The sequence below is a fragment of the Hymenobacter yonginensis genome, from assembly GCF_027625995.1.
In the GTDB taxonomy this organism is placed as follows: domain Bacteria; phylum Bacteroidota; class Bacteroidia; order Cytophagales; family Hymenobacteraceae; genus Hymenobacter; species Hymenobacter yonginensis.
Map to the genome: position 1 here is coordinate 644,491 of NZ_CP115396.1, position 21,856 is coordinate 666,346.

20 protein-coding genes are annotated in these 21,856 nt (G+C 63.0%); 9 read left to right on the top strand and 11 right to left on the bottom strand.

The annotated features are described in order from the left end of the window. Positions 1 to 18 precede the first annotated feature (18 nt). Positions 19 to 840, top strand: a complete 822-nt coding sequence (locus tag O9Z63_RS02860) for a purine-nucleoside phosphorylase (RefSeq protein WP_270127778.1) — start codon at positions 19 to 21, stop codon at positions 838 to 840. Positions 841 to 959: 119 nt separating this feature from the next. Here O9Z63_RS02860 and O9Z63_RS02865 read toward each other — a convergent pair whose 3' ends face one another. From O9Z63_RS02865 to O9Z63_RS02885, 5 genes are all read right to left on the bottom strand, one after another. Next, positions 960 to 1,385, bottom strand: coding sequence for a hypothetical protein (locus O9Z63_RS02865; RefSeq protein WP_270127779.1), 426 nt, complete (start codon positions 1,383 to 1,385; stop codon positions 960 to 962). A gap of 101 nt (positions 1,386 to 1,486) precedes the next feature. After that, positions 1,487 to 2,320, bottom strand: a complete 834-nt coding sequence (locus tag O9Z63_RS02870; RefSeq protein ID WP_270127780.1) for a DUF4249 domain-containing protein — start codon at positions 2,318 to 2,320, stop codon at positions 1,487 to 1,489. 133 nt (positions 2,321 to 2,453) lie between these two features. Beyond that, positions 2,454 to 4,799, bottom strand: coding sequence for a TonB-dependent receptor (locus tag O9Z63_RS02875; protein WP_270127781.1), 2,346 nt, complete (start codon positions 4,797 to 4,799; stop codon positions 2,454 to 2,456). 109 nt (positions 4,800 to 4,908) lie between these two features. After that, positions 4,909 to 5,217, bottom strand: a complete 309-nt coding sequence (trxA, locus tag O9Z63_RS02880) for a thioredoxin (protein ID WP_044013549.1) — start codon at positions 5,215 to 5,217, stop codon at positions 4,909 to 4,911. A gap of 144 nt (positions 5,218 to 5,361) precedes the next feature. Beyond that, positions 5,362 to 5,814 (bottom strand): hypothetical protein, encoded by a 453-nt coding sequence (locus tag O9Z63_RS02885; RefSeq protein WP_270127782.1) that lies wholly within the window; start codon positions 5,812 to 5,814, stop codon positions 5,362 to 5,364. Between the two features lie 205 nt (positions 5,815 to 6,019). On the opposite strand from O9Z63_RS02885, the gene O9Z63_RS02890 reads away from it, so the two are divergent. Both O9Z63_RS02890 and O9Z63_RS02895 read left to right on the top strand, forming a co-directional pair. Continuing rightward, positions 6,020 to 6,352 carry an HNH endonuclease family protein gene (locus O9Z63_RS02890; protein WP_270127783.1) on the top strand — a complete coding sequence of 111 codons (333 nt, stop codon included), beginning with the start codon at positions 6,020 to 6,022 and terminating at the stop codon, positions 6,350 to 6,352. 313 nt (positions 6,353 to 6,665) lie between these two features. Beyond that, complete coding sequence (locus O9Z63_RS02895; RefSeq protein WP_270127784.1) at positions 6,666 to 7,724, top strand: DUF6687 family protein; 1,059 nt, start codon at positions 6,666 to 6,668, stop codon at positions 7,722 to 7,724. A gap of 89 nt (positions 7,725 to 7,813) precedes the next feature. Here O9Z63_RS02895 and O9Z63_RS02900 read toward each other — a convergent pair whose 3' ends face one another. Continuing rightward, positions 7,814 to 11,248: an AAA family ATPase gene (locus O9Z63_RS02900; protein ID WP_270127785.1), complete on the bottom strand. Its 3,435-nt coding sequence runs from the start codon at positions 11,246 to 11,248 to the stop codon at positions 7,814 to 7,816. Positions 11,249 to 11,408: 160 nt separating this feature from the next. On the opposite strand from O9Z63_RS02900, the gene O9Z63_RS02905 reads away from it, so the two are divergent. Together O9Z63_RS02905 and O9Z63_RS02910 are read left to right on the top strand one after the other, a co-directional pair. Beyond that, on the top strand, positions 11,409 to 11,765 hold the full coding sequence (locus O9Z63_RS02905) for a DUF5713 family protein (RefSeq protein WP_270127786.1): 357 nt from the start codon (positions 11,409 to 11,411) through the stop codon (positions 11,763 to 11,765). Positions 11,766 to 11,892: 127 nt separating this feature from the next. Continuing rightward, positions 11,893 to 12,363 carry a nuclear transport factor 2 family protein gene (locus O9Z63_RS02910; RefSeq protein WP_270127787.1) on the top strand — a complete coding sequence of 157 codons (471 nt, stop codon included), beginning with the start codon at positions 11,893 to 11,895 and terminating at the stop codon, positions 12,361 to 12,363. A 131-nt stretch (positions 12,364 to 12,494) separates the two neighbouring features. On the opposite strand, the gene O9Z63_RS02915 is transcribed toward O9Z63_RS02910, so the two are convergent. The 4 genes from O9Z63_RS02915 to O9Z63_RS02930 form a co-directional block, all read right to left on the bottom strand. Then, positions 12,495 to 12,731: a hypothetical protein gene (locus O9Z63_RS02915; RefSeq protein ID WP_270127789.1), complete on the bottom strand. Its 237-nt coding sequence runs from the start codon at positions 12,729 to 12,731 to the stop codon at positions 12,495 to 12,497. Positions 12,732 to 12,802: 71 nt separating this feature from the next. Beyond that, complete coding sequence (sbcD, locus tag O9Z63_RS02920; RefSeq protein WP_270127790.1) at positions 12,803 to 14,035, bottom strand: exonuclease subunit SbcD; 1,233 nt, start codon at positions 14,033 to 14,035, stop codon at positions 12,803 to 12,805. Between the two features lie 110 nt (positions 14,036 to 14,145). Further along, on the bottom strand, positions 14,146 to 15,522 hold the full coding sequence (locus O9Z63_RS02925) for an MBL fold metallo-hydrolase (protein WP_270127791.1): 1,377 nt from the start codon (positions 15,520 to 15,522) through the stop codon (positions 14,146 to 14,148). Positions 15,523 to 15,729: 207 nt separating this feature from the next. Beyond that, on the bottom strand, positions 15,730 to 16,146 hold the full coding sequence (locus O9Z63_RS02930) for a hypothetical protein (protein ID WP_270127793.1): 417 nt from the start codon (positions 16,144 to 16,146) through the stop codon (positions 15,730 to 15,732). Positions 16,147 to 16,357: 211 nt separating this feature from the next. Between O9Z63_RS02930 and O9Z63_RS02935 the strand changes: the two genes are divergently transcribed. Beyond that, positions 16,358 to 17,941, top strand: a complete 1,584-nt coding sequence (locus O9Z63_RS02935) for an amino acid permease (protein ID WP_270127794.1) — start codon at positions 16,358 to 16,360, stop codon at positions 17,939 to 17,941. A gap of 82 nt (positions 17,942 to 18,023) precedes the next feature. Here O9Z63_RS02935 and O9Z63_RS02940 read toward each other — a convergent pair whose 3' ends face one another. Next, positions 18,024 to 18,248 carry a hypervirulence associated TUDOR domain-containing protein gene (locus O9Z63_RS02940; protein ID WP_270127796.1) on the bottom strand — a complete coding sequence of 75 codons (225 nt, stop codon included), beginning with the start codon at positions 18,246 to 18,248 and terminating at the stop codon, positions 18,024 to 18,026. Between the two features lie 310 nt (positions 18,249 to 18,558). On the opposite strand from O9Z63_RS02940, the gene O9Z63_RS02945 reads away from it, so the two are divergent. The 3 genes from O9Z63_RS02945 to O9Z63_RS02955 all read left to right on the top strand — a co-directional run bounded on the left by O9Z63_RS02945 (position 18,559) and on the right by O9Z63_RS02955 (position 21,767). Continuing rightward, positions 18,559 to 20,433 carry a tetratricopeptide repeat protein gene (locus tag O9Z63_RS02945; RefSeq protein WP_270127797.1) on the top strand — a complete coding sequence of 625 codons (1,875 nt, stop codon included), beginning with the start codon at positions 18,559 to 18,561 and terminating at the stop codon, positions 20,431 to 20,433. Positions 20,434 to 20,534: 101 nt separating this feature from the next. Next, positions 20,535 to 21,215 (top strand): response regulator transcription factor, encoded by a 681-nt coding sequence (locus O9Z63_RS02950; protein ID WP_270127798.1) that lies wholly within the window; start codon positions 20,535 to 20,537, stop codon positions 21,213 to 21,215. A gap of 357 nt (positions 21,216 to 21,572) precedes the next feature. Continuing rightward, positions 21,573 to 21,767, top strand: coding sequence for a hypothetical protein (locus O9Z63_RS02955; RefSeq protein WP_270127799.1), 195 nt, complete (start codon positions 21,573 to 21,575; stop codon positions 21,765 to 21,767). Positions 21,768 to 21,856 lie beyond the last annotated feature (89 nt).

Sequence of the window (21,856 nt, forward strand, 5' to 3'; positions counted from 1 at the left end):
ACATACGACATACCCACAATGCAACACCTCCACGAAGCCGCCAACCATATCCGCCCGCTGCTGCAGGGCTTTGAGCCCGAGTTCGGCATCATCCTCGGCACTGGTCTGGGCGCGCTGGTCAAGGACCTGACCATTCACCACACCATCCCGTACGCCAGCATCCCGAACTTTCCGGTTTCGACGGTGGAAAGCCACTCCGGCAACCTGCTGGCCGCCGAGCTGGGCGGCCGTAAGGTGCTGGTGATGCAGGGCCGCTTTCACTTCTACGAAGGCTACACCATGGAGCAGGTGGTGCTGCCCGTGCGCGTGATGAAGATGCTGGGCATCCGGAAGCTGTTCGTGAGCAACGCCGCCGGCGGTCTGCACCCCGACATGAACTACTCGGACCTGATGCTCATCGACGACCACATCAACCTGCAGCCTAGCAACCCGCTCATCGGCAAAAACCTCGACGAGCTAGGCGCCCGCTTCCCCGACATGCTGGAGCCCTACGATGCCCGCCTGCTGCGCCAGGCTGAGGAAGCGGCCCGCAGCCTCGGCTTCGCTGATAAGGTGCGGCGCGGCGTGTACGTGAGCGTACCCGGCCCCATGCTGGAAACGCCCGCCGAGTACCGCTACTTGCGCACCATCGGGGCCGATGCGGTGGGCATGAGCACCGTGCCCGAGGTGATTGCTGCCGTGCACATGGGTTTGCCGGTGCTGGCCATCAGCGTCATCACCGACCTGTGCTCGCCGGGCAAGCTCAAGCGGGTGGAAATAGCCGACATCCTGCGCGTAGCCGCCGACGCCGAGCCCCGCCTCACGGCGCTGCTACAGGCCGTCATCGCGCAGCAGGACTAACGCGTATGTAGCACAGGCTTCAGCCTGTGCCCGCTGGCGCCCGGAACTGCCATAAGGGCAACAAAAAACGGCCGCTGCATGATGCAGCGGCCGTTTTTGTGTCGTAGGGTCGGGCAGCGTTAAGGCTGGGCGGAGAAGGTATACACTTCCTGTTGATTGTTCTTGTTGAGCGCGCCGTACTGCAGGCCGGTTTCGGAGATGCTGACGAGGTTGTACTGGTGGTCGTCGCCTTTTTGGTCGGTGAAGTGCAGGATGGTGTTGCCGCTCATCAGCATCCAAGTGCCGGCGTAGGTGGTGCCGTTCACGAACTGGTTTTCGGTGTAGGTGCCATCGGTACGGAACGTGAGGCTAAACCGGTCTTTGATGGCCGTGCCGGTGCTGGTGACCTGGTTGTTTTCCCGGATTTCATCGAGGCGCCAGCTGCCGGTTGTGAGGGTTTTGATGGGGTCGAAGGAGGGCGTGGGGTCGTCTTCCTGGCAGCTGCTAAAGGCAAAGCTGAGTACGGCCAGTAAGCAGATCAGTCGGGTAATGTAAGGTAAGCGCATCGGGCAAGGAATGGATAGAAGTGGAAGGATATAACGTAGAGTAAGTCTGGCTCAGGAACGTTGTATGCCGACGAATTTTTATTGCCGCCGTGCGCCGGCCGCTACGGAATAATAATCTGCTTCCGGTCATAGCTGAGTACCGTGAACACGCCCACGCCGCCCTGCACCGTGCTTTTGATGGCCGAGGGCTGCGCAAACGGGTTGCCGTTGGCGTTGCGCGCATCGTTCACCGACTGCCGGAACAGGAAGTAAGGCCGGTCGAGGTGGTAGAGCGTGACCAGCAGTGTGTCGCCAGGATCGAAGCGGTAGCTGGTACCGAGCGTGTACGTTTTGCCGTCGTTGAGGCGGTCTTCCACGTCATAGTCGATTTCCGGCTCCCGGGAGATACTGTCGCGGTGAATCTGCAGGCGGTAGTAGTCGCCCAGGCCGGCCGGGTCGCGGAAGTTGGTGAGGACGTAAGCCTCGCGGCGGGCGGGCGGCAGGTCGTTGAACTTGTATTCCAGCGAGTCGATGGGCACGCGCGTGGGCACGGTGGCCGTGCCGGTGAGGCGGCGGCCCTTGGTGTCGACCACTTCCAGGCTGAACACGTCGCCGGGGCGGGCCACTAGTGGCCGCCGGCCCATGTGGGTGTAGCCTTTACCGGTTACGGGGTCGACGCCTGGGAAGAAGCGCATCACCTCTACCTGCCCGTTGGCCAGGGTAAGGCGCACGGTCACGTCAGCGGGCAGCACAGGCTCGGGGCTGGCCAGGTAGGGCACGGTTTCTGTCACGGTGAGGCGCGGAATCTGGCCGTCTTCGAGGTAGCACTCGGCCACCAGCTGGGCTGGAATGGCAGGCAGCTCCACGTCGATATCCTTCTGCAGGTCGCAGGAGGCCGTGAGCCCGGCCAGCGCCAGCAAACCGGCGGTGGTGCGCAAAGCGGATAAGCGGTTCATAATACCAAGCATAAGCGAAGAGCGAAGAAGAACAGGAGCGAGCGGCAAAGCGGCAGCAGCAGCGAAGCAACTCAGCCCAAAACGAGCCGCCTACAAAATCCGTGCAATCCGAAAAATCCGGTTGAATCCGTGATTAGAACTTGAAGTTGTAGGTGACGGCCGGAATGGTTGGGAACAGCGACACCTGCCGGGCGCGGTAGCTGGTAACTGGCGTGTTGTCGCCACCGGCCCGCACCTGGTCGAAGTACACGAAATAGGGGTTGCGGCGGTTGTAGGCATTGTAGACGCTGAATGTCAGGTCGGATTCCGGCACCCAGCGGTTGGGCTTCAGCTTCCACACCACCCCCAAATCCAGGCGGTTATAGGGCGCGAGGCGGTAGGTGTTGCGGTCGGGGTACACCGGCACCGCCGACAGGTCGCCGCCGAAGATGTCCTGCACGGCAAAGCGGGCGGCGGGCAGGGTGGTGGCGTTGCCGGTGGTGTACACAAACGAGCCGGTGAGGTTGAGGCGCTCTGTGAGCTGGTGCAGCACCACCACCGTCAGGTTGTGGCGGCGGTCGTAGCTGGGGTAGAACACGCGGCCCTCGTTGATACCGGTGGTGCCGCGCTGGGGCAGAAACTGGCGCTTGCTCCAGCTGAGCGTATAGCCAATCCAGCCGGTGGTGCGGCCGGTTTTCTTTTCCAGGTACAGCTCGTTGCCGTAGGCCCAGCCCTTGCCGAACAGGAACTCCGAGTCCAGGTCGGGGTTCACGAACAGCTGGGCGCCGTCCTTGAAATCCACCTGGTTCTGCGCCCACTTGTAGTACACCTCGTTGGTGAGTAGGTATTTGCCGCTTCCAAGAAGGAAGCTCACGCCGCCGGCCACCTGCTGGGCCCGCTGCGGCTTCACCGATAGCCTTGACGGGTACCAGATATCCGTTGGCAGCGTGGCGCCGGAGTTCGTGACGAGGTGCACGTACTGGTACATCAGGGCGTAGCTGGCCTTGAGCGAGGTTTTGGGCGTAAGTGAGTAGCGCGCCGACCCACGCGGCTCCAGCCCGCCGTAGCTGTTGGAGCCGCTCTGGAAACCGCTCAGGCGCAGGCCGTATTCCAGCTGCAGCTTGTCGGTGGCCTTGAAGTTGTCGGAGGCGTAGAGGCCGCCTTCCAGGCCGCGGTAGGCCACGTCGGAGCCGATGCTCAGGCGCCCATCTGAAGAGCCGGCCTGTAAGCGGCCCACCCCGAAGCGGTGATTGATGAGCTGGGCCCCAAACTTGAAAGCGTGCCGGTCGTTGGGCGTGTAGTCGAGGTCGGAGCGCAGGGCCAGGTCCCGGATGTCGGAGGCCAGGTTGAAGCTGAACTGGTCGAGCTTGTTGGTGACGTCGTACTTGTAGTTGGTGTAGGAGGCGGTGGTATTCAGAAACAGGCGTTTATTGAACACATGGCTCCAGCGGGCGGCGCCCAGCGTGTTGCCCCAGCTGAAGTTGAAGTCAAAACCGCCCTGCGAGCCGAACCCGAAGACGTCGCGCCCCAGGTAGCCGCTCAGAAACACCTGGTCTTTGTCGCCGAGCGTGTAGTTGGCCTTGGCGTTGAAATCGTAGAAGTAGTAATCGGGAATGGGGTTGAAGTCGGGATTGTCTTCGCTGGCTTTGTTGATCTGGCGCGTGAAAACGTCGAAGTACGTGCGCCGCCCCGAGAGCAGAAACGAGCCTTTGTCTTTCACAATCGGTCCTTCCACAGTTAAGCGCGACGAAATCAGGCCAATGCCGCCGCTCGTGACGGTTTTCTGCTTGTTGCCCTCACGCATCTTCACGTCAATCACCGACGACAGGCGCCCGCCATACTGCGCCGGGAAGCCGCCTTTGTACAGATCCACGCTCTGCACGGCATCGGGGTTGAATACCGAAAACAGCCCGAACAAGTGAGCCGGGTTGTACACTACGGCATCGTCGACGAGCACCAGGTTCTGGTCGGAGGAGCCGCCGCGCACGAACAGGCCGGAAGTGCCTTCGCCGCCGTTTTGCACGCCAGGCTTGAGCTGCAGGGTTTTCAAAAGGTCCACTTCCCCAAATAAGGCGGGCAGCAGCTTGGCCTCGGCGGCCGTGAGGCGCTCCACGCTCATCTGGGTGGTTTGCAGCTTCTGCTCCAGCGTGCCCGAGCCTTCCACCACCACCTCGCCCAGCGTGTTGCTGCTCTCGGCCAGCGTGAACGAGAGGCGCTGGGCGCGCGTCAGGTTTAGGTCGCGGGTCTGGCTCTGGTAGCCGATGAAGGAGATGACCAGCTGATGCCGGCCTGCTGGCAACAGGAATGAGTAGAAGCCGGTGGAATCGGCCGTGGCACCGGAAGCCAGGGCCGGCACGGCTACCGAAGCGCCCGGCAGCGGGCCGCGGCTGGCGTCGCGGATGTAGCCGCTAAGCCGGTACCGCTCCTGGGCCTGCGCCGCCGAACTGCCCGCCACGCTCCACAACCATAGTATTCCAATCAGATATGAAAAGTAGCGCATAGGTGAAAAGCAGGACGGAGGCAGCAAAGGTACGCGCCCCGCACTGCCCAACACCGGGCCCTACCAGATGGTTTGTCGGCGGGCTTCCCCTCACCCGCTTAGGATGCGCCTAACTTAGAAAAGGTTGTACGGCCTGCGTCAGCTGGCCAGCCGGCACGGCACCAGCCTGCCGCCACACCGGCTGGCCCTTATGAAATAGAATCAGCGTGGGGATGCTCTGCACGCGGAACTGCTGGGCCGCGGCGGGGTTGCGGTCTACATCAATCTTGATGACTTTGAGCTTGCCCTGGTGCTGCTGCGCTACCTGCTCCAGCACGGGGGCCATAGTTTTGCACGGGCCGCACCAGTCGGCGTAAAAATCTACCAGCACGGGCATGCCGGGGCTGTTTATGAGCTCGGAGAATGATTTCTTAGGCATGAGGAAAAGACGGAAAGTAAATGGGAAGCGGCAACTGCTGCCAACGCTCTGATACGTAATCCGGCGTCCGGTGGCAAACCTCAGCCATAAAAAAGGCCCGCAGCCGAAGCTGCGGGCCTTTACGCACAGTAGCCTGCCGGGCGGCTAAGGCTTTTTCTGCTCGATTACGGACACGTCGTTGGCAGTTTCAGGCAGCGAGAACTTGCCACCCACCACTTTCTTGCCACCCACTTGGCATTCCCAGCTGTAGCGCCCGGGCAGGGCCCGCGCCGCCTCGCCGGTCTGGGTTTTGAAATAGTCGGGCTCCGAGGGCTCGGAAGGGAAGATAACATCGACGCCATTCTGGCCACCTGCCACCTGCTTCACCAAAATGTATTCTTTGCCGGTGGTCTGGTTGGTCACTACGAACTTGGCCGTGTAGCCTCCCAATTGCCCAAACTTGTCCATGACGCCCAGCTTAAGGTAGGGGTCAGTGGATACCATCCAGGTCTGGGCATGCGCCTCGGAAGGAGCCAGGCACCACAGCGCCACCAGCAGGCCCGCCCCCCGCAGCAGCGACGACAGATGATGGAAAGGAGAGGAAGTAGAAATGCGCATGGGCAACAAGGTAAAAGTGAAGTGTATCAAAGGAAGATGCCAAAAGGGAAAAAAACGAGAATACAGCCTTCTGACTGTCTGTATCCCAATCAAATATAGAAGTATTTCGACACGTGCTGTATGACCAAATTTTATTTTTCAGAGTTTTTTTATCTCTGCTGTCTTCGGAAACCGGTCCTGGTTTTTGGCGGTTTCACAGCTGTCTATGTCCCGTCGTCGTCGCCAAGTTGCTCCCCTTCCGTTGCCAGGCCCGCGTGCTGAGGCTGTTGAAACCCGCTGCGGACTTTGCGAGCGGGAAGTGCAGCACACCTCGCGCCATCATCTGGTGCCGCGCGAGGAAGGAGGCCGCCACGGCCCCACCGTACCGCTCTGCCAGCCGTGCCACAGCACCGTCCATCTGCTGCTCGACAACCGCGAGCTGGCCCGCCGCTACTGCACTATCGAGCTGCTGCAAGGCGCCGAGGAGCTGCAGAAGTACCTGCACTGGGTGCGCCGCAGCAAAGTGGAGCGCATCCGCAACCGGCGGGGCAGGAGGTGATTTTTGGGATGGGGGTGATGGGGTAATGAGGGGATGGGATGATGAGGTGGAACGTCATTCCGAGCTTGCGAGGAATCTCGCGTGCTGACGTTGAGGGCGTGTCCGGCGTTTGTGGATAGGCCAGCTTACTCATGCAGCCGCTATGCATTATCGGGGGGTGAGCAGCCCGTTTCACGTCCCAACGTGGCTAGGCGTGTAGATTTGCCCCACAACGTCAGCACGCGAGATTCCTCGCAAGCTCGGAATGACGGTCTTCCTTTACCTGTCACCTCATCACCTCATCCCCTCATCACCTCATCCCCTCATCACTATTTTGCATCCCCGATACTTCGTTCCGTTTCAGCAGCTGCGGCAGCAGCCGACCATTGTAGTGGACAGCACCGGGCTGGGGGCGTCCCTCACGCTGGCGCACTGGCGCGGCGCGGCCACGCCCGAGCCCCTGCGCGACGACACCAGCGCCGGCTCGGTGCTTCGGGCCCTGCGCCAGCCTCACACGCCCGGGCTGGCCGCCGCCGCCGTCACGGCCAATCATTTTGACGTGGATGGCTTTGTGGGCGTCTGGGCGCTGCTGAACCCGGAGCTGGCGCTGCAGCACGAGGAATTATTGCGCCTGGTGGCTACGCTGGGCGATTTTCGGGAGCTGGACTGGCAGCACCCGCAGGCGCACCACGCCCTGCAGCTGGTATGCTGGCTGAATGCTGAGGAGAAAGCCCGGTTCTATGAGCCGTTTGGCGCCCCGGCCCGCCGCCGCCGCGAAGATGAGGCTTCGGCCGAGAAGTTTGCATGGTTTCTGCCCCGTTTCGCGGCCGTGCTGCACAACCCGGCCCCGTACCGGGCCGTCTGGGAGCCGGAATACCAGCGGGTGCTGCAGGCCGTAGCCGTGCTGCACAGCGCCGCCACCACCGTGCGCCGCTACCCGCAAATCGGGCTGACGGTGGTGCACACGCCGGAGCCGCTGCCGTACTACGCCCTGTTCAGCGCCAGCCGTGGCACTGATATGGTGCTGAGCCTCTACGACGGCCAGCGCTACGAATTCGAGTACAAATACACCACCTGGATCGACCTGGAAAGCCGCCCGACGCTGCCGCGCCTGCCCCTGGATGCCCTAGCGGCCCGCCTCAATGCGCTGGAAGCCACCCCGCGCCGCTGGACCCATGACGGCATCACCGACACCGGCCCGCTATTGCGCCTGAGCGGCAAAGGCCTCACCAAGCCCCAGCGCTACGCCGACCCCGACCAGCGCCCGATTTATGCTTCGTCTATTCCTGCCGAAGAACTGGAGCAGGAAGTAGTACGGTTTTTCGAGGCCGGCTACGCCGATATCGAACCCCGGCGGTACTGGAGTTGGGCGGAGATAAGGGCGGTAAAATAGCCAACTGTCATTCCGAGCGGAGCGAGGAATCTGGGATTATGTCGCTGAACGGCATTTCTCGGATTCCTCACTCGACCCGGGATGACAGGCTACAATGCTCCATTGAACCCCACGACCTGCAGGGAGCTGATGCCGCCGGCCCCTTTCCGCACGCTGATCTGGGTGCTGACGCGCTCCTGCAGGGCCTCCACGTGCGAGATGATGCCGATGGTTTTGCCGGTGCCCTGCAGCATTTCCAGCGCCGAAAGCGCAATGTCCAGCGTGTCGGGGTCGAGGGTGCCGAAGCCTTCGTCAATGAACAGCGTGTCGATCTGGGTTTTGCGGCCGGCCAGCTCCGAGAGGCCCAGCGCCAGCGCCAGACTCACCAGAAAACTTTCCCCACCCGACAGCGAATTCATGGTGCGCACCGCGCCGGCCTGGTACTCGTCCTGGATGAGCAGGTCGAGGTGCTGGTCGGGGTTGCGCAGGATGCGGTAGCGGTCGGAGAAGCGGTGCAGGTGGCGGTTGGCCAGGTCCACGAGGCGGGCCAGGGTAAGGCCCTGGGCAAACTCGCTGAACTTCTTGCCGTCGGCCGAGCCAATCAGCTCGGCCAGCTGCCGCCAGCGGCGCGCTTCCTGCTGCTGGGTTTCCAGCTGGGCGGCCAGCGTGGCGTGGCGCTCCTGGCCGGCGCGGTGGCTGCCCAGGCGCTCCTGGCGCTGGCCCAGTTGCTGATTGAGCGTAGCCAACTGCTGGCTGCTGGTTTCCAGGTGATGGTTCAGAGCGTCTAGCGGCTCGATGGTGAGGGCACGGGCTTCTTCCTGCTGCAACTGCTGCTCGGTTTCCAGCAGGGTGCGGGCGGCCAAAGCCACTTCCTGATCGTGGCGGCTGAGCTGCGCCTGCAGGGTGGCCGCTTCAGATTCGGGCAAAAGCAGGGCCGGCAGGGTGGCCGGGTCGGGGGAGAGGCCGGCGGCCTGCAGGGCCTGCGTGAGGGCCGCCGTGCTGGCGGCGTGAGCCTGCTGCTGCTGCCGGGTGTCGTGGGTGAGCTGCTGCAGGCGGGCCGCCGCCACGGTGGCGGCCGTGTCGTGCTGCTGAAACTGCTGCTCGGCCTGCTGGCGCTGGGTTTCGGTGGTGCGCACAGCCTGCTCCAGGCGCTGGCGCACGGCGGCAAGGTCGGCATCGGGCAGTAGGGCGTGGCGCTGCTGCTGCCGGGCCTGCATAGCGGCGTTCTGGTCCAGCAAGGCCTGCTTGCGGGCGCTCAGCCAAGCCTGCAGCTCCTGCCGGGCAGCCTCCGAGGTGTCGGCTTCCACGCTCACGCCACTCAGCTCCTGCCGCGACTGGGCCAGCTGCTGCTTTGTCGTTTCAAACTCGCTGATGCGTTGGCGGGCTTGCTCCATCAGAGCGCGGCCGTTCTCGTCGGCAAACGGCAGCCCGAAGCTCTGTGCCTGGCTTACCACCATGTCGCGGGCGGCGGGCATGCGCTCTTCGGCATCTTGGAGCTCCTTTTCCAGCTGCGCTACGGCCTGGGCGTAGTCATGGTGCTGGCGCTGAGCAGCCTCCTGGTGGGTGTGGGCCTGCTGCACCTGCTGCTCGGCGGTGGCGCACTGCTGCTGCAGATGCTTGAGCTGTTGCAGCAGTTGCTTGATGGTTTCGGCGGCTTCCTTCTCGGCCGTTTCGGGGAGTAGCTGAATGGTAGCTGAGGTGCCAGGAGCCGTTTCGGGCACTGCCTGCTCCAGCATCGTGACGTAGGTGTTAAGGCGGTTGAAGCGGGTGCCCAGGGCCCGCACGCGCTGGCTGAGCTCTTCTTCCCGCTGCCGCTCCCGCTGAAATGAGTCTTCGCTCACGCCCAGCACGCCCGCCAGATACGGGTGCTCCAGGGAACCGCACACCGGGCAGGGCTGGCCAGCTTCCAGCAGCTGGCGGGTGTCGGTGTGCGACAGGATGAGCTGCTGCATGTGCAGGCTGCGGCGCAAATCGTCCCAATGCTGCTGCTCACGCTCCTGTTGCTGGTGAAGCGCCTGCACGTGGTGGCGCAGCTGTAGCAGCCAGTTGTGGCAGGCGGTGGCGGTAGAGTGGTACTGCGTTGCCGAGGCGGCCAACTGGCCGCGGGCCGCCTCAGCAGCCTGCTGATGCGTGGCCGCCTGCGTGGCCGCCTGCCCAGCCCGCAGCCGGGCTTCGTGCAGGCGCTGGCGTAGCTGGCCCAGCTCCGCCTTGAGGTATTCCCAGTGCTGCAGGTTAGCGGAAAGTTCAGGCAGGCCATTGGCCAGCTCACCAACGGTAGCGTGCAGCAGCAGCCATTTGTCGAGGTCCCGGACTTGCTCCTGCAGCAAGCGCGCCCTTGTGCCAGCCTGCTCGGCTGCTGCTTTCAGACGTTTGCACTGCTCGTTTTGAGCTTCATACTCGGTTTTGCCCTGTCCCAACAGGCGGCGTGCTTCCGCTATCTGGTGGTCCAGTAGCTCGGCTTCGCGCAGCTTAGGGTCCTGCTCGGAGCGGAGGTGGGTGGCCTGATCGTAGGCGAGGCGGGCGGCAGTGCGGGTGGCTTCGGCGGTGGCGCGGCGCAGCTCCAGCTGCGGCAGCTGCGTCTGGAGCTGCTGGGTTTCCTGGTGCAGGCGGCCGAGTTGGGCTTCCAACTGGCGCAATAGGGCGTAGTCGGTGGCGAAGGGCGCGGCTTGCTGATGCAGGGCCAGGCGCTGGCGCAGCGGGGCCAGCGTTTCGGCCTGCCCATTTAGCTGGTGCTGGCGCTGCTGGGTGGCCAGCACGCTGCGGTGCAGCTCCTGCAGCCGCAGGTGCCACTGCCGCGCCTCGCGCAGCTGCTCCTGGGCGGCGGTGGCGGTGGCCAGCTGCTGGGTGAGCTCCTGCGCTTCGCCTTCCAGAAACGCCACTTCCTCCGCCGATAGCAGCGTGACGCCCGCCAGCCCGGCGCGCAGCTGCTCTACCTGCTGGGTTTCCTGCTTGGCCCGCTCGAAGGCCGCCCGCGAGATGTCGGAGTACTTTTTGGTGTCGGTGATTTTCTCCAGCAGCTGAGCCCGCTCGCCGGCCGGCGCCTTCAGAAAGCGGGTGAAGTCGCCTTGGGCCAGCAGTACCGAGCGCAGAAACTGCTTGTATTCCAGGCCGCTCAGCTCGGCTACGCGCACGGGTACCTGCCGCTTCATTTCCTCGATGAGGGGCCAGGTTTCGGTGCCGTCGTCGGCCGTTTTTCGCTCGCTCAGCTCCATGCTGGGGGGCTGCAGATTGCCTTCGGGCCGCTTGCGGGCCCGGTACTGGCCCCACTTGGAGCGGTAGTGCTGGCCGTTCACCTCAAACTCCACTTCGGCCCAGCTCTCGCCGGTGCCGTGGCTCATCACGTGCTCGGGGCCGGTGGCCTCGTGGCGCGGCACCTGCCCGTAGAGGGCCAGCGTAATGGCGTCGAGGATGGTGGTTTTGCCCGCGCCGGTCGGCCCGGTGATGGCAAACAAGCCCGCGTCCGAGAGGGGCGTCTGGCTGAAATCTACGGTATGCTCGCCGCGCAGGGAGTTGAGGTTGAAGAAACGGACGCGGAGGATTTTCATGAGAAAGCAAAGCCAGGGCCGGCACGGTAGTTCACCAAGCCCAATTAGCCGGCAAGATACGGCTTGCAGGCCAGGGTAGGGCCTGAATGTTGGTTGCTTTCCGTTTGTGCAAGCACCGCCGACACACGTTATTTGAACCTCCACCCAGCCTCAGACTCACATGGCCAAAAAGCAGGAAGACCTCAAAAACGAAGCAGTCAGGAAGTATGCTTTCCTGCAGGAAATGACGGAGGATACCTATTTCCCCAAACAGCTGGTAGACAAGGGTAAAGCGGTTTTGGTGGCGCTGTGCTTTTCCATCGAACAGCAGCAACCCAAGGAGCTGGATGAACTATACGAACTGACCCACGCGGCCACCGACAAATTCAACGATCTGCAGGAGGCATTCGAGGAGGCGGATAGTGAGATAGAGACGGGGGCAAGAGAATGTATTGCAGCGGATTTCGACTTCATCGCAAAGGCGTACGGCTTCGCTGAGGCGGATCTGGAAGAGCTGATTGCTACCAGAGAATGGTAGCGCCCTTAAGCTGCGTCCACCTGCGTCTGCCCGGAGCGAAACATGCGGGCCTAGTGAATCGGAAGCTTTCTGCTTTTTCACGAACTCACTGCCTTCCCCAAAGCCGATGAACCGTCTACCGCTTGCCATGTTGCTTTTGCTGCTTGCTGGGGCCTGTGCGCCGGTGCGTCCCGTTTCGGCCGTCGCTACATCGGCTTACGCGCCGGTTTCGCCGGAGCTCTACGCCACCATTGCCCGGCAGGACAGCCTCCTGTTCGCGGCGTTCAACCGCCACGACCTCGCGCAGCTGCAAACCTACTTCGCCGAAGACTTGGAGTTCTATCACGACAAAGGCGGCCTGGCTGATTTCCAGCAATCCATGGAGGGCTTCCGGCGCCTGTTCGAGCAAAACAAAACCACCGGCCTGAACCGCCAGCTGATGCCCGGCACCCTGGAAGTGTATCCCATCAACGGCTATGGCGCCGTAGAAACCTACCAGCACCGGTTCTGCCACGTCGAAAACGGCAAGGACGACTGTGGCACGTTCAAGAACATGATGGTGTGGCGCCTGAATGAGGGGCGGTGGCAGGTGACGCGGGTAGTGAGCTACAACCACTAAGGCGCCCGGCCGCACGCCTGCCAGTGCACCTGCCCGGCACGGCCGCGCGGCCGCAATCAGCCACAAAAAAGCCCCACTCCGAAGCCAATGGCAATCCAGAGTGGGGCTTTTCTGTATAGGCAGCAGGCTGCTTACAGATTCGGATTGAAGCTGGGGGCGCTGACGCCCTTCTTTTTGTTGCGGTTGTAGAGGTACGCCGCGCCGGCGGCCAGCAGCGCGCCGGTAGCCAGCTTGCGGCCAACGCCACCCGACCGGGCAACATTGCCATACGTGTCGGAAGTGGGGTGCACGGCTTTTCTGCTGCCGAACAGGCCTGCTAGCAGGCCACCTAATGTACCGCTGGGGCGGTCAGAACCGAAGATGCTCATGAGTCACAGGAAAATGAGTGGAGGCTGTATAACGCAAGCCAGCGGCCGGCGGTTGCTCCTTGCCATCGTATTCACATACTCTCCAGCAGCTCATCAAAGGTGCGCAGCAGCTCGGCGCGGCCGGCTTCGGGCTCGGCGGCGAGGCGCTGGCCGAACACTTCGCGCTCCGTGAAGTCATGCAGGCTGGGCGTGAGGGGTTCGTCGGTGTCGGTGTCGTCAGGGCCGAGGGCGCGGAGCTTGATCAGACGCAGGTGGCGGCGGGCCAGCACCTCCAGTTGCTGGCGGTCCAGGGTCTGAATAACCTGCAGCAGCGCGTCGGCCACTTCCAGCTGCGTAAGCTCTGAGTGGATCTGCACATCGGCCCAGGCCGGGAGCAGGTAGCCGGCGTTGTCGTAGGTGGTGAGGCCCTGCGTGACTTCCTCCAGTGTGCCGTGGAAGCGCACCAGCCGCCGGGCGCCCGGCACCAGCAACGGCTGCAGACCCGCCAGCTTGCCCCCAGCAAAATCCAGCAGCAGCACTTCCTTCGGATGATCCAGCTCGGAAAACGACAACGCAATTGGGGAGCCCGAGTAGCGGATATGCTCCCGCCCGCCCACGCGCTGCGGCCGGTGCAGGTGGCCCAGCGCCACGTAGTCGAACACGGCAGGGAAGTGGTCGGCCGTCACCTGGCCCAGGTTGCCGACGTGGATGGTGCGCTCGGAGTCGGAGGGGGCGGCGCCGGCGGCGTAGAGGTGGCCGGTAGCCAGCACGGGCAGGCCCAGGTCTTTAAGCTGCCACACTTTCTCTACTTCGGCGAGGCGGGCGTAGTGGTCGGCAATGCCTTGTTTGATGCGGGCTTCGCGCTCTTCGGCGGTTTCGCCGGGCACCGAGAGGCGCACATCCCGGTCGCGCAGGAAAGGCACGGCGCACACCACCAGGCCGGGCTGGCCGGCGGCGTCATCCAGCACCAGCACTTGGTCGTCGAAGCAGTCGGGCACGCAGCCGACTACGTGCACACGCAGGTGGCGCAGCAGCCGGGCCGGGGCGTTGAGCGTAGCCGGCGAATCGTGGTTGCCGCCCACCACCACAATGTCGCGGCAGCCGGTGTCGCGGATGTTGAGCAGAAAGGAGTAGTACAGCTCCAGGGCCTGATTGGAAGGCGAGCCGGTATCAAAAATGTCGCCGGCAATCACCAGCACTTCCACCTGCTGCTCCCGGATGGTCGTCACCAGCCAGTTCAGGAAGTGGCGGTGCTCGTCGGTGCGCTCGTGGCCCTGGATGAAGCGCTGGCCCAAGTGCCAGTCGGCGGTGTGTAGTACGCGCATATATCGAAGTCCCACAACAAAGTAGTGGCCATAAAACGCAAAGGCCCGCGGAGGTCGTTCCCCCTGCGAGCCTCTGCGTTTTGTTGCCGCTACTCTATTGCGGGAGAAATTTAGTGAACTGCCTGAGGCTGAAATGACGTAATAGCCTCCCCCAGATCATATACCGTAGTTCCGGGCAGAGCCGCCTGCACGATGCTGGAGCCGGCCGCCGAGCGGTAGCCGCCAGCGCAGTGCACCAGCACGGGCTTATCGGTTGGGATTTCTTGGGCCCGCTCGCGCAGCTCGGGCAGCGGAATCACTAGGGCATTGTCGAAAACGGGCTGCTGGGCTTCGGTGCGGTTGCGGATATCCACGATGGTGAAGTCCTGAGGCTGCTGGCGTACTTGCTCAACCTTCACGGCCGGCGAAGTAGCCGGCATCTCACGTGGCGTCAGAATAGCGCCACGCACGTTGCCTTCATAACCGATTTTGGCGGTTTTGCGGATCACGGTGTCCAGCGCAATCTGCGAATCGGCCAGCAGGTAGAACGGCTCCTGCGGCCCGATGATGGAGCCCAGCCAGGTTTCAAACTTGCCGCCGTCCATCAGGTTGATGGCGCCGGGCAGGTGGCCGGCCCGGAACTCGGCGGCGGGCCGGGTGTCAATCAGCAAAACGCCCGGCTCCAGCTCGGCATCCGGAAACAGCCGCGGCACAGCCCGCACGCTGTCCTCGAAGGGCAGCGCGCCCAAGCGGTTGAGCACCACGTCGTGCCCGAAGTACTTGGGCATGAACGGCTGGTCTTCAAGCAGCACTTTGATAAACTCGGCCTCCGACATCGGCTGCAGGGCGTAGTTGGTTTTCACCTCCTTGCCGATGGTGCTGTCGAGGTCGGTGCTGGTGGTTTTGCCGCACAGCGAGCCGGGGCCGTGCGCCGGGTAGACCTTGGTGGTGGCGGGCAGGGTCATGAGTTTCTCGCGGGTGCTGTGGTAGAGCTGGGCCGCCAGGGCCTCGCGGCTGTGGCCGCCCACCAGGTCAGACTCGCGCAGGTCGGGGCGGCCTACGTCGCCCACAAACAGGGTGTCGCCGGTGAATACGGCACGGGTCTGGGCCAGCTCGTCCATGAGCAGCACGCTGATGGAGTCAGGCGAGTGGCCGGGGGTGTTGAGGGCGTGCAGCTCCATGGTGCCCAGCGTAATCCGGTCACCATCGTCGAAGGTTTCGTGCGGATACGTGGCCTTCACCAGCTTGCTTACATAGATAGTGGCGCCGGTTTCCTGGGAGATTTCCAGGTGGCTGCTCACGAAGTCGGCGTGGGGGTGGGTTTCAATAACGGCCACGATCTGGGCGTCGTGCTCGTCGGCGAAATCGTAGTAGGGCTGCGGGTCGCGGGCCGGGTCGATGATGGCTACCTGGCGGCCGCTGCGGATGGCGTAGCTGGCGTGGGCCAGGCCTTTGTCGTAGAACTGCTGAATTTGTACCGAGCCGGTACTACTGGGCAGAGGACTCATGGGGTGGAGGATGTGGTGGAGCCGCCACGAAGGCGTACTTCTTCAAATATATCACCCGAAGGTAAGTGGAACAAGCAGAAGCCGGCCGGGGCCGCCGCTGGCGGCGGGCGTTTTCGGGGCCGAAAGCCAGCCGGGCGGGCATTCGGCCAGTACAAAAAAATCCCCGGCCGGTGTGGGTCGGGGATTTTTGAGCGGTTTACCAGCGGCTTAGCTTTTTTGCTTGGTGCGGCCTTCCTTGCGCTTTTCCTGGCGGTCTTCGCGCATTTGGCTGTACTTGGCGTATTGCTCGGCCGTGAACACGCCTTTCAACTGGGCATCGTATTTTTCCTGCACGGCTTTCAGCTCCTGGCCGGCTCCTTTGCGGTTGTCAGCGGAGGCGTATTTGCCGCGCAGGGCCTGCAGCTCTTGGTTTTCGGCCAGGGCAATGGTCTGCACTTTGGCGCTCTGCTCGGCGGAAAGGGCCAGTTGCTGGGTGAGGCGCTTGGTTTGCATTTCGGCCCGCTGCTCGGGCGTGCGGGCGGCGTCCTGCATGCGGCCCGCGCCCATGCGGGAGGTGGGAGCGGGAGTGGTTTGGGCGGAAGCAGCGCTGGCCGACAGGGCAACGGCGGCAAGCAGAACAAGCATCTTTTTCATGGCAGTGAAGTCTATGTGGGCGGTTACGGCCGGTTAGAGTGGCGGCGGGCGCCGGAGTTTAATCCGGCCCCTGCCGCGCCTGCTAATCGGGAGTTGCTAGCTTACCAAGCACAGAATCGCCTATATTCGGGGCCTCGCAACGGCTTGCAGGCCGTTGGTATCATGGTTACACCTCTACACTTTCCTCTCTCTCCAAACCTGTATGGCAAATATTTTCGCCAAAAAACCGCTGGCCCAGCTGCTGGGCGAGGCTAATTCCACCGGGCACGGCACGCTGAAGCGCACGCTGGGCGCCGGCAACCTGGTGGCCCTGGGCGTGGGTGCCATCATCGGCGCCGGCCTGTTTGTGCGCACGGCCGCCGCCGCTGCTCAGGCCTCTGGTCCGGGCGTGACGCTGGCCTTCATCGTGGCCGCCATCGGCTGCGTATTTGCCGGCCTCTGCTACGCCGAGTTTGCCGCCATGATTCCGATTGCCGGCTCGGCCTACACCTACGCCTACACCACCATGGGCGAGTTTGTGGCCTGGATTATCGGCTGGGCCCTGATCATGGAATACGCCCTCGGGGCCGCCACCGTGAGTATTGCCTGGAGTGAATACCTCAATAAGCTGCTGGAAGTCTTTGGCACCAGTATACCGTACAACCTAAGCCACTCGCCCTTCGAAAGCGCGGTAGTTGACGGCGTAATGCAGCACGGCATCATCAACCTGCCGGCGCTGCTGGTGATTGTGGCTCTGTCGCTGCTGCTCATCAAAGGCACCCAGGAGTCGGCCATGTTCAACGCCATTGTGGTGTTCCTGAAAGTGGCTATCGTGCTGGTATTCATTGCGGTGGGCTGGCAGTTTATCAACCCCGCCAACCACTCGCCGTACCTGATTCCCGACAATGCCGAGCCTGTGAAAAACGCAGCCGGCGTGGTAGTACGCGAGTACACTGCTTGGAACAAGCATGGCTGGGGTGGCGTGCTGGGTGGCGCGGCCATCGTGTTCTTCGCCTTCATCGGGTTTGATGCCGTGAGCACCGCGGCCCAGGAAGCCAAGAATCCTAAGCGCGACATGCCCATCGGTATCCTCGGCTCGCTGGCCGTGTGCACCGTGCTCTACATCCTGTTCGGCCACGTGCTGACGGGCGTTGCCAACTGGCGCGAATTTGCCGACCCGGCCCTTGGCGGCGAGGCTTCCGTAACCTACGCCATCAAGGCCCACATGCCCGGCTACGAGTGGCTGAGCACGGCCGTGACGGTGGCTATTCTGCTGGGTTTCTCGTCCGTAATTCTGGTGATGTTGATGGGCCAGAGCCGCGTGTTCTTCTCGATGGCTAAGGATGGCCTGATGCCCAAAGCATTTTCCGAGCTGCACCCGCGCTTCGGTACGCCTTACAAATCCAACATTGCGCTGCTGATCTTCGTGGGTGGTTTTGCGGCCTTCGTACCCGGCTCCCTAGCCGGCGACCTGACCTCGTTCGGTACGCTGCTGGCCTTCGTGCTGGTATCGGCCGGCATCTGGATCATGCGCCGCTCCGACCCCGCGCAGCACCGTCCGTTCCGGGCGCCGCTTTCGTCGCCGTCGTTCCCGCTGGTGCCCGTGATGGGTGTGCTGGTGTGCACGAGCATGATTCTGGCCCTCGACTCGTTCACGCTGAAAGTGGCGTTGGGCTGGATGATCCTCGGCTTCATCGTGTACTTCCTCTACGGCAAGCGCAACTCCATGCTGCAGAAAGGCATTGTGGTAATGCCAACTGAAATGGACGAGCAAGCCTTCATCGAGCCTGACAAAGACAACCGCTAACCTTGCGCTTGTAAACTAAAAAAGCCTGCCCGGATGTGCATCCGGGCAGGCTTTTTTTATGCTCTTCGCTTATCTGAAGCGCCTATTTCTTGTCGGCTGCCGAGGCCGCTTTTACCTCGCTTTGCAGCTTGAGCACCCGGTCGCCGTTGTCCTGCACGATAACTAAAGCTGGATTTTCCGGCGTGCCATTGCGGGTTATTTCGGCGCCCTTCAACTTGCGCGTGACGCTTTCCTTGTGGGTTTCCTCGATTTTGCCGGTGGCCGTACCGGTGCCGTATTTCCAGGTGACAGTGGTGCCTTTACGCATAATGGGAGAGGGGCAGAAGTGAGAACAGGAAGCAGGCGCCCCGCCGCAGCGGGCGGGCCTGTTGCAGGAGTGTACTGCGGAGCGAAGACAGATGTTGCCGGCCGGGTCCGGCTTTTAATCGCGAAAGTTGTATATATGCCTGTTAGTTTGATGCTTGCAGGGTGGGCCGCCTGAGCTGATGGCCGTTGCGTTGGTCGGGTTGCCGCTGCCGGGCCCCGCTGCCAGCACTGCCGCCCTGGCCCTGGCTTTTGCCATCTGCCCGGCCCGCCGCGGCAGATGGTTTCATCACGGTACGCTCGTCCACGATGCTATGCGCGAATCCTTAGTCGTTATCTGGCTTTTGTGCAGCACTGCCGTGGGCAGCCTGGCGGCCCGGCAGCCCAGCGCCCGCGCCGACAGCCTGCAGCGCCTGCTAGCCACCACGCCCCCCGACACCACGCGGGTACACCTGCTGATGCTGCTGGCCTGGGACCGGACCGACGACGACCCGCTGGCCGCCGTGCGCTACGGCCGCCAGTGCCTGCGCCTGGCCCGGCAGCTTGGGTTCAAAACCGGAGAATGCCGGGCGCTGCTTATGCTGGGCTGGGCCTTTCTGCGCAGCGGCAACTACCCCACGGCCGTGCAGACGCAGCTGCAGGCGCGGCGTCTGGCCGAGGCAATTCCATACGCGGGCGGCATCATCCACGCGGATAATGCGCTGGGCTACGCCTACGCCGAACAGGGCCGGTACCCGTCGGCGCTGCGTTACTACTTCCGGGCCATTGCCTTGGCCCGGCAGCGCCATGACCACGTACTGCTTACCCCGATTCTGGGCAACGTGGGGCAGGCCTACCTGGAGCAGGGCCGGCTGGATTCGGCGTGGCATTACACTTGGGAAGGCTACCGCTACGACCTGCGCTACCACGACCAGCACAGCGAAATCGGCGACCTGTCGCTGCTGGGCGACATTGCGGCGCGGCGTGGGCAGCAGCTGGAGGCCCGGCGCTACTACCTGCGCTCCATTGCCCGGTCGGTGGGAATGCCGGTGTCGTACGCGCTGTGCCGCTCCTATCTGGGGCTGGCCCGGCTGGCGCAGGTGCAGCAGCCCCACCAGATGCTGGCCTACGCCCGGCAGGCGCTGCTGGCCAGTGAGCAGGGGCGCTACGCCAAAGGCGTGTTCGAGGCCAGCGGCTACCTGGCCCAGATGATGGCCGCCCGCGGCGACAGCGCCCAGGCCTACCGGTATCTGGCAATGGCGGCCGGCACCCGCGATAGTCTGTTCAGCCACAGCCGGCAGGTGCAGATTCAGGCCCTGGATTTCAGCGAATATCTGCGGCAGCAGACCCTAGCCGAGCAAAGCCGCCAAGCCACGGCGGCCCGCCGGCAGTACTGGGGGCGGGTGGCGCTGCTGCTGCTGGCGGGCAGTATCGGGGGAATTTATCTGCTGCTGAACCGGCGCCGGCTGCAGCAGCAGGTGGCGTTTGCGCAGGAGCGCCAGCAGCTGGAGCGGCGGCGGGCAGAGGAAGTGCTGGCCGCCGAAGAGCGGGAGCGAAGACGCATCGGCGCCGACCTGCACGATGGGCTGGGCCAGCTGCTGAGCGTGGTGAAGCTCAACCTGGGCGCCCTGCGCAACGAGCTGGAACCCAGCCTCCGGAAAAGCCAGCGGCAGCAGTTTGGGGCGGCGCTGGATGTGGTGGACGAGTCGGTGCGGGAGGTGCGCGGCATCTCGCACAACCTCGCGCCCTACGTGCTCATCAAGCGCGGCCTGGCCGAAGCCGTGCGCAGCTTCCTTGACAAAATCGGCTGTGCCAGCCGCCTCCATATCGAGTTTGAAGCGCTGGGCCTAGAAGAGCGGCTCGACCCGGCCGTAGAGCTAGTGGTGTTTCGGGTGGTGCAGGAGCTGGTGCAGAACATCCTCAAGCACGCCCAGGCTACCACCCTGTCGGTGCAGCTGCTGCGCCAGCCGCACCGCCTGACGGTGCTGGTGGAAGACAACGGCGTGGGCTTTTGCCCAACCAGCCTGGCGGGCCAGCCGAATGCCGGTATCGGCCTGCGCAATATCGAGTCCCGCGTGGCGTACCTATCGGGCACGGTACATATCGACTCCCGACCCGGCCGAGGCACCAGCACCACGGTGGAAATACCGCTGGGCCCGGCAGGTGCCGCCGGACGCGGGCAGGCGCGGCCGGACAGGTTGAAAACGTAGTCTGATTCCCGTATCTTCCTTGATTACGGTGCTTTACCTGCCGGCTCAGGCACCACTGCCGATAAACCCGTTCGGCGGCAGGTCTGCTGCAATCTGCTCCTATGAACGACTCCCTGCTTTCCCCCGCCCGTACGCATGTGCTGCTGGCCGACGACCATCCGCTGGTGATTGAAGGCATCAAGATGCTGCTGCGGCAGGAGCATGATATCCGGGTAGTGGCCCAGGCAACCACCGGTGCCGAGGCCCTGCGCTGCCTGCACAGCCACCCCGAGGTAAGCGTGGCCATCGTAGACCTGAACATGCCCAACATGAGCGGCGTGGAGCTTACCCGCCAGATTCACCGCCAGCGCCCCGATGTGCGGGTGCTGGCCCTGAGCATGTTCTACGATCATGCCTCCGTGACGGAGGTGCTGGAGGCCGGCGGGGCGGGGTATCTGCTGAAGAATACCAGCAAAGCCGAGCTGAGCGAGGCCATTCGGGTGGTGGCGGCCGGCAACACCTTTTTCAGCCCGGAGGTGGGGGCCATGCTGCTGCAGAACATGCAGGCATCTGCCAAAAAGCGCGCTACCGCCGCCGCCGGCCAGCCGGTGGAGCTCACCAGCCGCGAGAAAGAAGTGCTGCAGCTCGTGGCCCGCGAGTTTTCCAACGCTCACATTGCCGAGCAGCTCTTTATCAGTGAGCGAACCGTGGAAACCCACCGCAGAAATATCCTGGCCAAAACCAACTGCAAGTCGGTGGTGGGGCTGATCCAGTATGCGCTGCGCCACCGGCTGATCAGTTAGCGCCCCTGGTTTTTTCGGGCATGGTAGGAGGCGCAAGGTGATGTAAAGGCTGCATAAAGCATATCCGAAATCGGGAGGGAGGCCGGTTGGCAGCGCGTAAAGTGCATGAATTGAGCTGTATGGGACTTTGTTAAGTCCGTGCCAGCACGTAGCCACGCCTACGTGCTGGCACGGAGAATAATATACGGGAGAGTCGGTATTTATACTTATTTGATAAAAAATTTACCTTAGCATCATTCAATCGAATGATAATATCTTTACATTTGAAACGATGATCAGAAAAAGCGTCTGCTGCGTCTGATCGGTTGCTTTCCCTCCGCTCAAACCTCTCTGCACCACGAAAACAAACTTTACACCATGGCTTCAAAAATCCTCTCCTTCATCTGTCACGTCCCCGGCATGATGCCCGGGATTTACCCATCTACTTCTATGCCCGCCACACCAAAGCCCGAGCGCAAAGCCGAACAGAAGCCCCAGAGCAGCGGCCATTTTACCGCCATTTATGAGAACGACCGGTTCGTTCGCTTCAAGTATATCCACAACGCTCAGTAGTCGCTCCGGGCCAGCGCCCGTAGCTTGATTGAGATGCGCCGCACTCCTGCTGAAGGGGGGCGGCGCGCTGCTTTTCGGCGGCCGCAGGG

Excerpts from the sequence above, each read along its gene's own strand:
- O9Z63_RS02915 (WP_270127789.1), bottom strand. The coding sequence starts at position 12,731 with ATGAGCATCTTCGGTTCTGACCGCCCCAGCGGTACATTAGGTGGCCTG.
- O9Z63_RS02925 (WP_270127791.1), bottom strand. The coding sequence starts at position 15,522 with ATGAGTCCTCTGCCCAGTAGTACCGGCTCGGTACAAATTCAGCAGTTC.
- O9Z63_RS02890 (WP_270127783.1), top strand. The coding sequence starts at position 6,020 with ATGTCCCGTCGTCGTCGCCAAGTTGCTCCCCTTCCGTTGCCAGGCCCG.
- O9Z63_RS02900 (WP_270127785.1), bottom strand. The coding sequence starts at position 11,248 with ATGAAAATCCTCCGCGTCCGTTTCTTCAACCTCAACTCCCTGCGCGGC.
- O9Z63_RS02870 (WP_270127780.1), bottom strand. The coding sequence starts at position 2,320 with ATGAACCGCTTATCCGCTTTGCGCACCACCGCCGGTTTGCTGGCGCTG.
- sbcD (WP_270127790.1), bottom strand. The coding sequence starts at position 14,035 with ATGCGCGTACTACACACCGCCGACTGGCACTTGGGCCAGCGCTTCATC.
- O9Z63_RS02875 (WP_270127781.1), bottom strand. The coding sequence starts at position 4,799 with ATGCGCTACTTTTCATATCTGATTGGAATACTATGGTTGTGGAGCGTG.
- O9Z63_RS02945 (WP_270127797.1), top strand. The coding sequence starts at position 18,559 with ATGCGCGAATCCTTAGTCGTTATCTGGCTTTTGTGCAGCACTGCCGTG.
- trxA (WP_044013549.1), bottom strand. The coding sequence starts at position 5,217 with ATGCCTAAGAAATCATTCTCCGAGCTCATAAACAGCCCCGGCATGCCC.
- O9Z63_RS02905 (WP_270127786.1), top strand. The coding sequence starts at position 11,409 with ATGGCCAAAAAGCAGGAAGACCTCAAAAACGAAGCAGTCAGGAAGTAT.
- O9Z63_RS02910 (WP_270127787.1), top strand. The coding sequence starts at position 11,893 with ATGTTGCTTTTGCTGCTTGCTGGGGCCTGTGCGCCGGTGCGTCCCGTT.
- O9Z63_RS02940 (WP_270127796.1), bottom strand. The coding sequence starts at position 18,248 with ATGCGTAAAGGCACCACTGTCACCTGGAAATACGGCACCGGTACGGCC.
- O9Z63_RS02950 (WP_270127798.1), top strand. The coding sequence starts at position 20,535 with ATGAACGACTCCCTGCTTTCCCCCGCCCGTACGCATGTGCTGCTGGCC.
- O9Z63_RS02860 (WP_270127778.1), top strand. The coding sequence starts at position 19 with ATGCAACACCTCCACGAAGCCGCCAACCATATCCGCCCGCTGCTGCAG.
- O9Z63_RS02885 (WP_270127782.1), bottom strand. The coding sequence starts at position 5,814 with ATGCGCATTTCTACTTCCTCTCCTTTCCATCATCTGTCGTCGCTGCTG.
- O9Z63_RS02955 (WP_270127799.1), top strand. The coding sequence starts at position 21,573 with ATGGCTTCAAAAATCCTCTCCTTCATCTGTCACGTCCCCGGCATGATG.
- O9Z63_RS02865 (WP_270127779.1), bottom strand. The coding sequence starts at position 1,385 with ATGCGCTTACCTTACATTACCCGACTGATCTGCTTACTGGCCGTACTC.
- O9Z63_RS02935 (WP_270127794.1), top strand. The coding sequence starts at position 16,358 with ATGGCAAATATTTTCGCCAAAAAACCGCTGGCCCAGCTGCTGGGCGAG.
- O9Z63_RS02930 (WP_270127793.1), bottom strand. The coding sequence starts at position 16,146 with ATGCTTGTTCTGCTTGCCGCCGTTGCCCTGTCGGCCAGCGCTGCTTCC.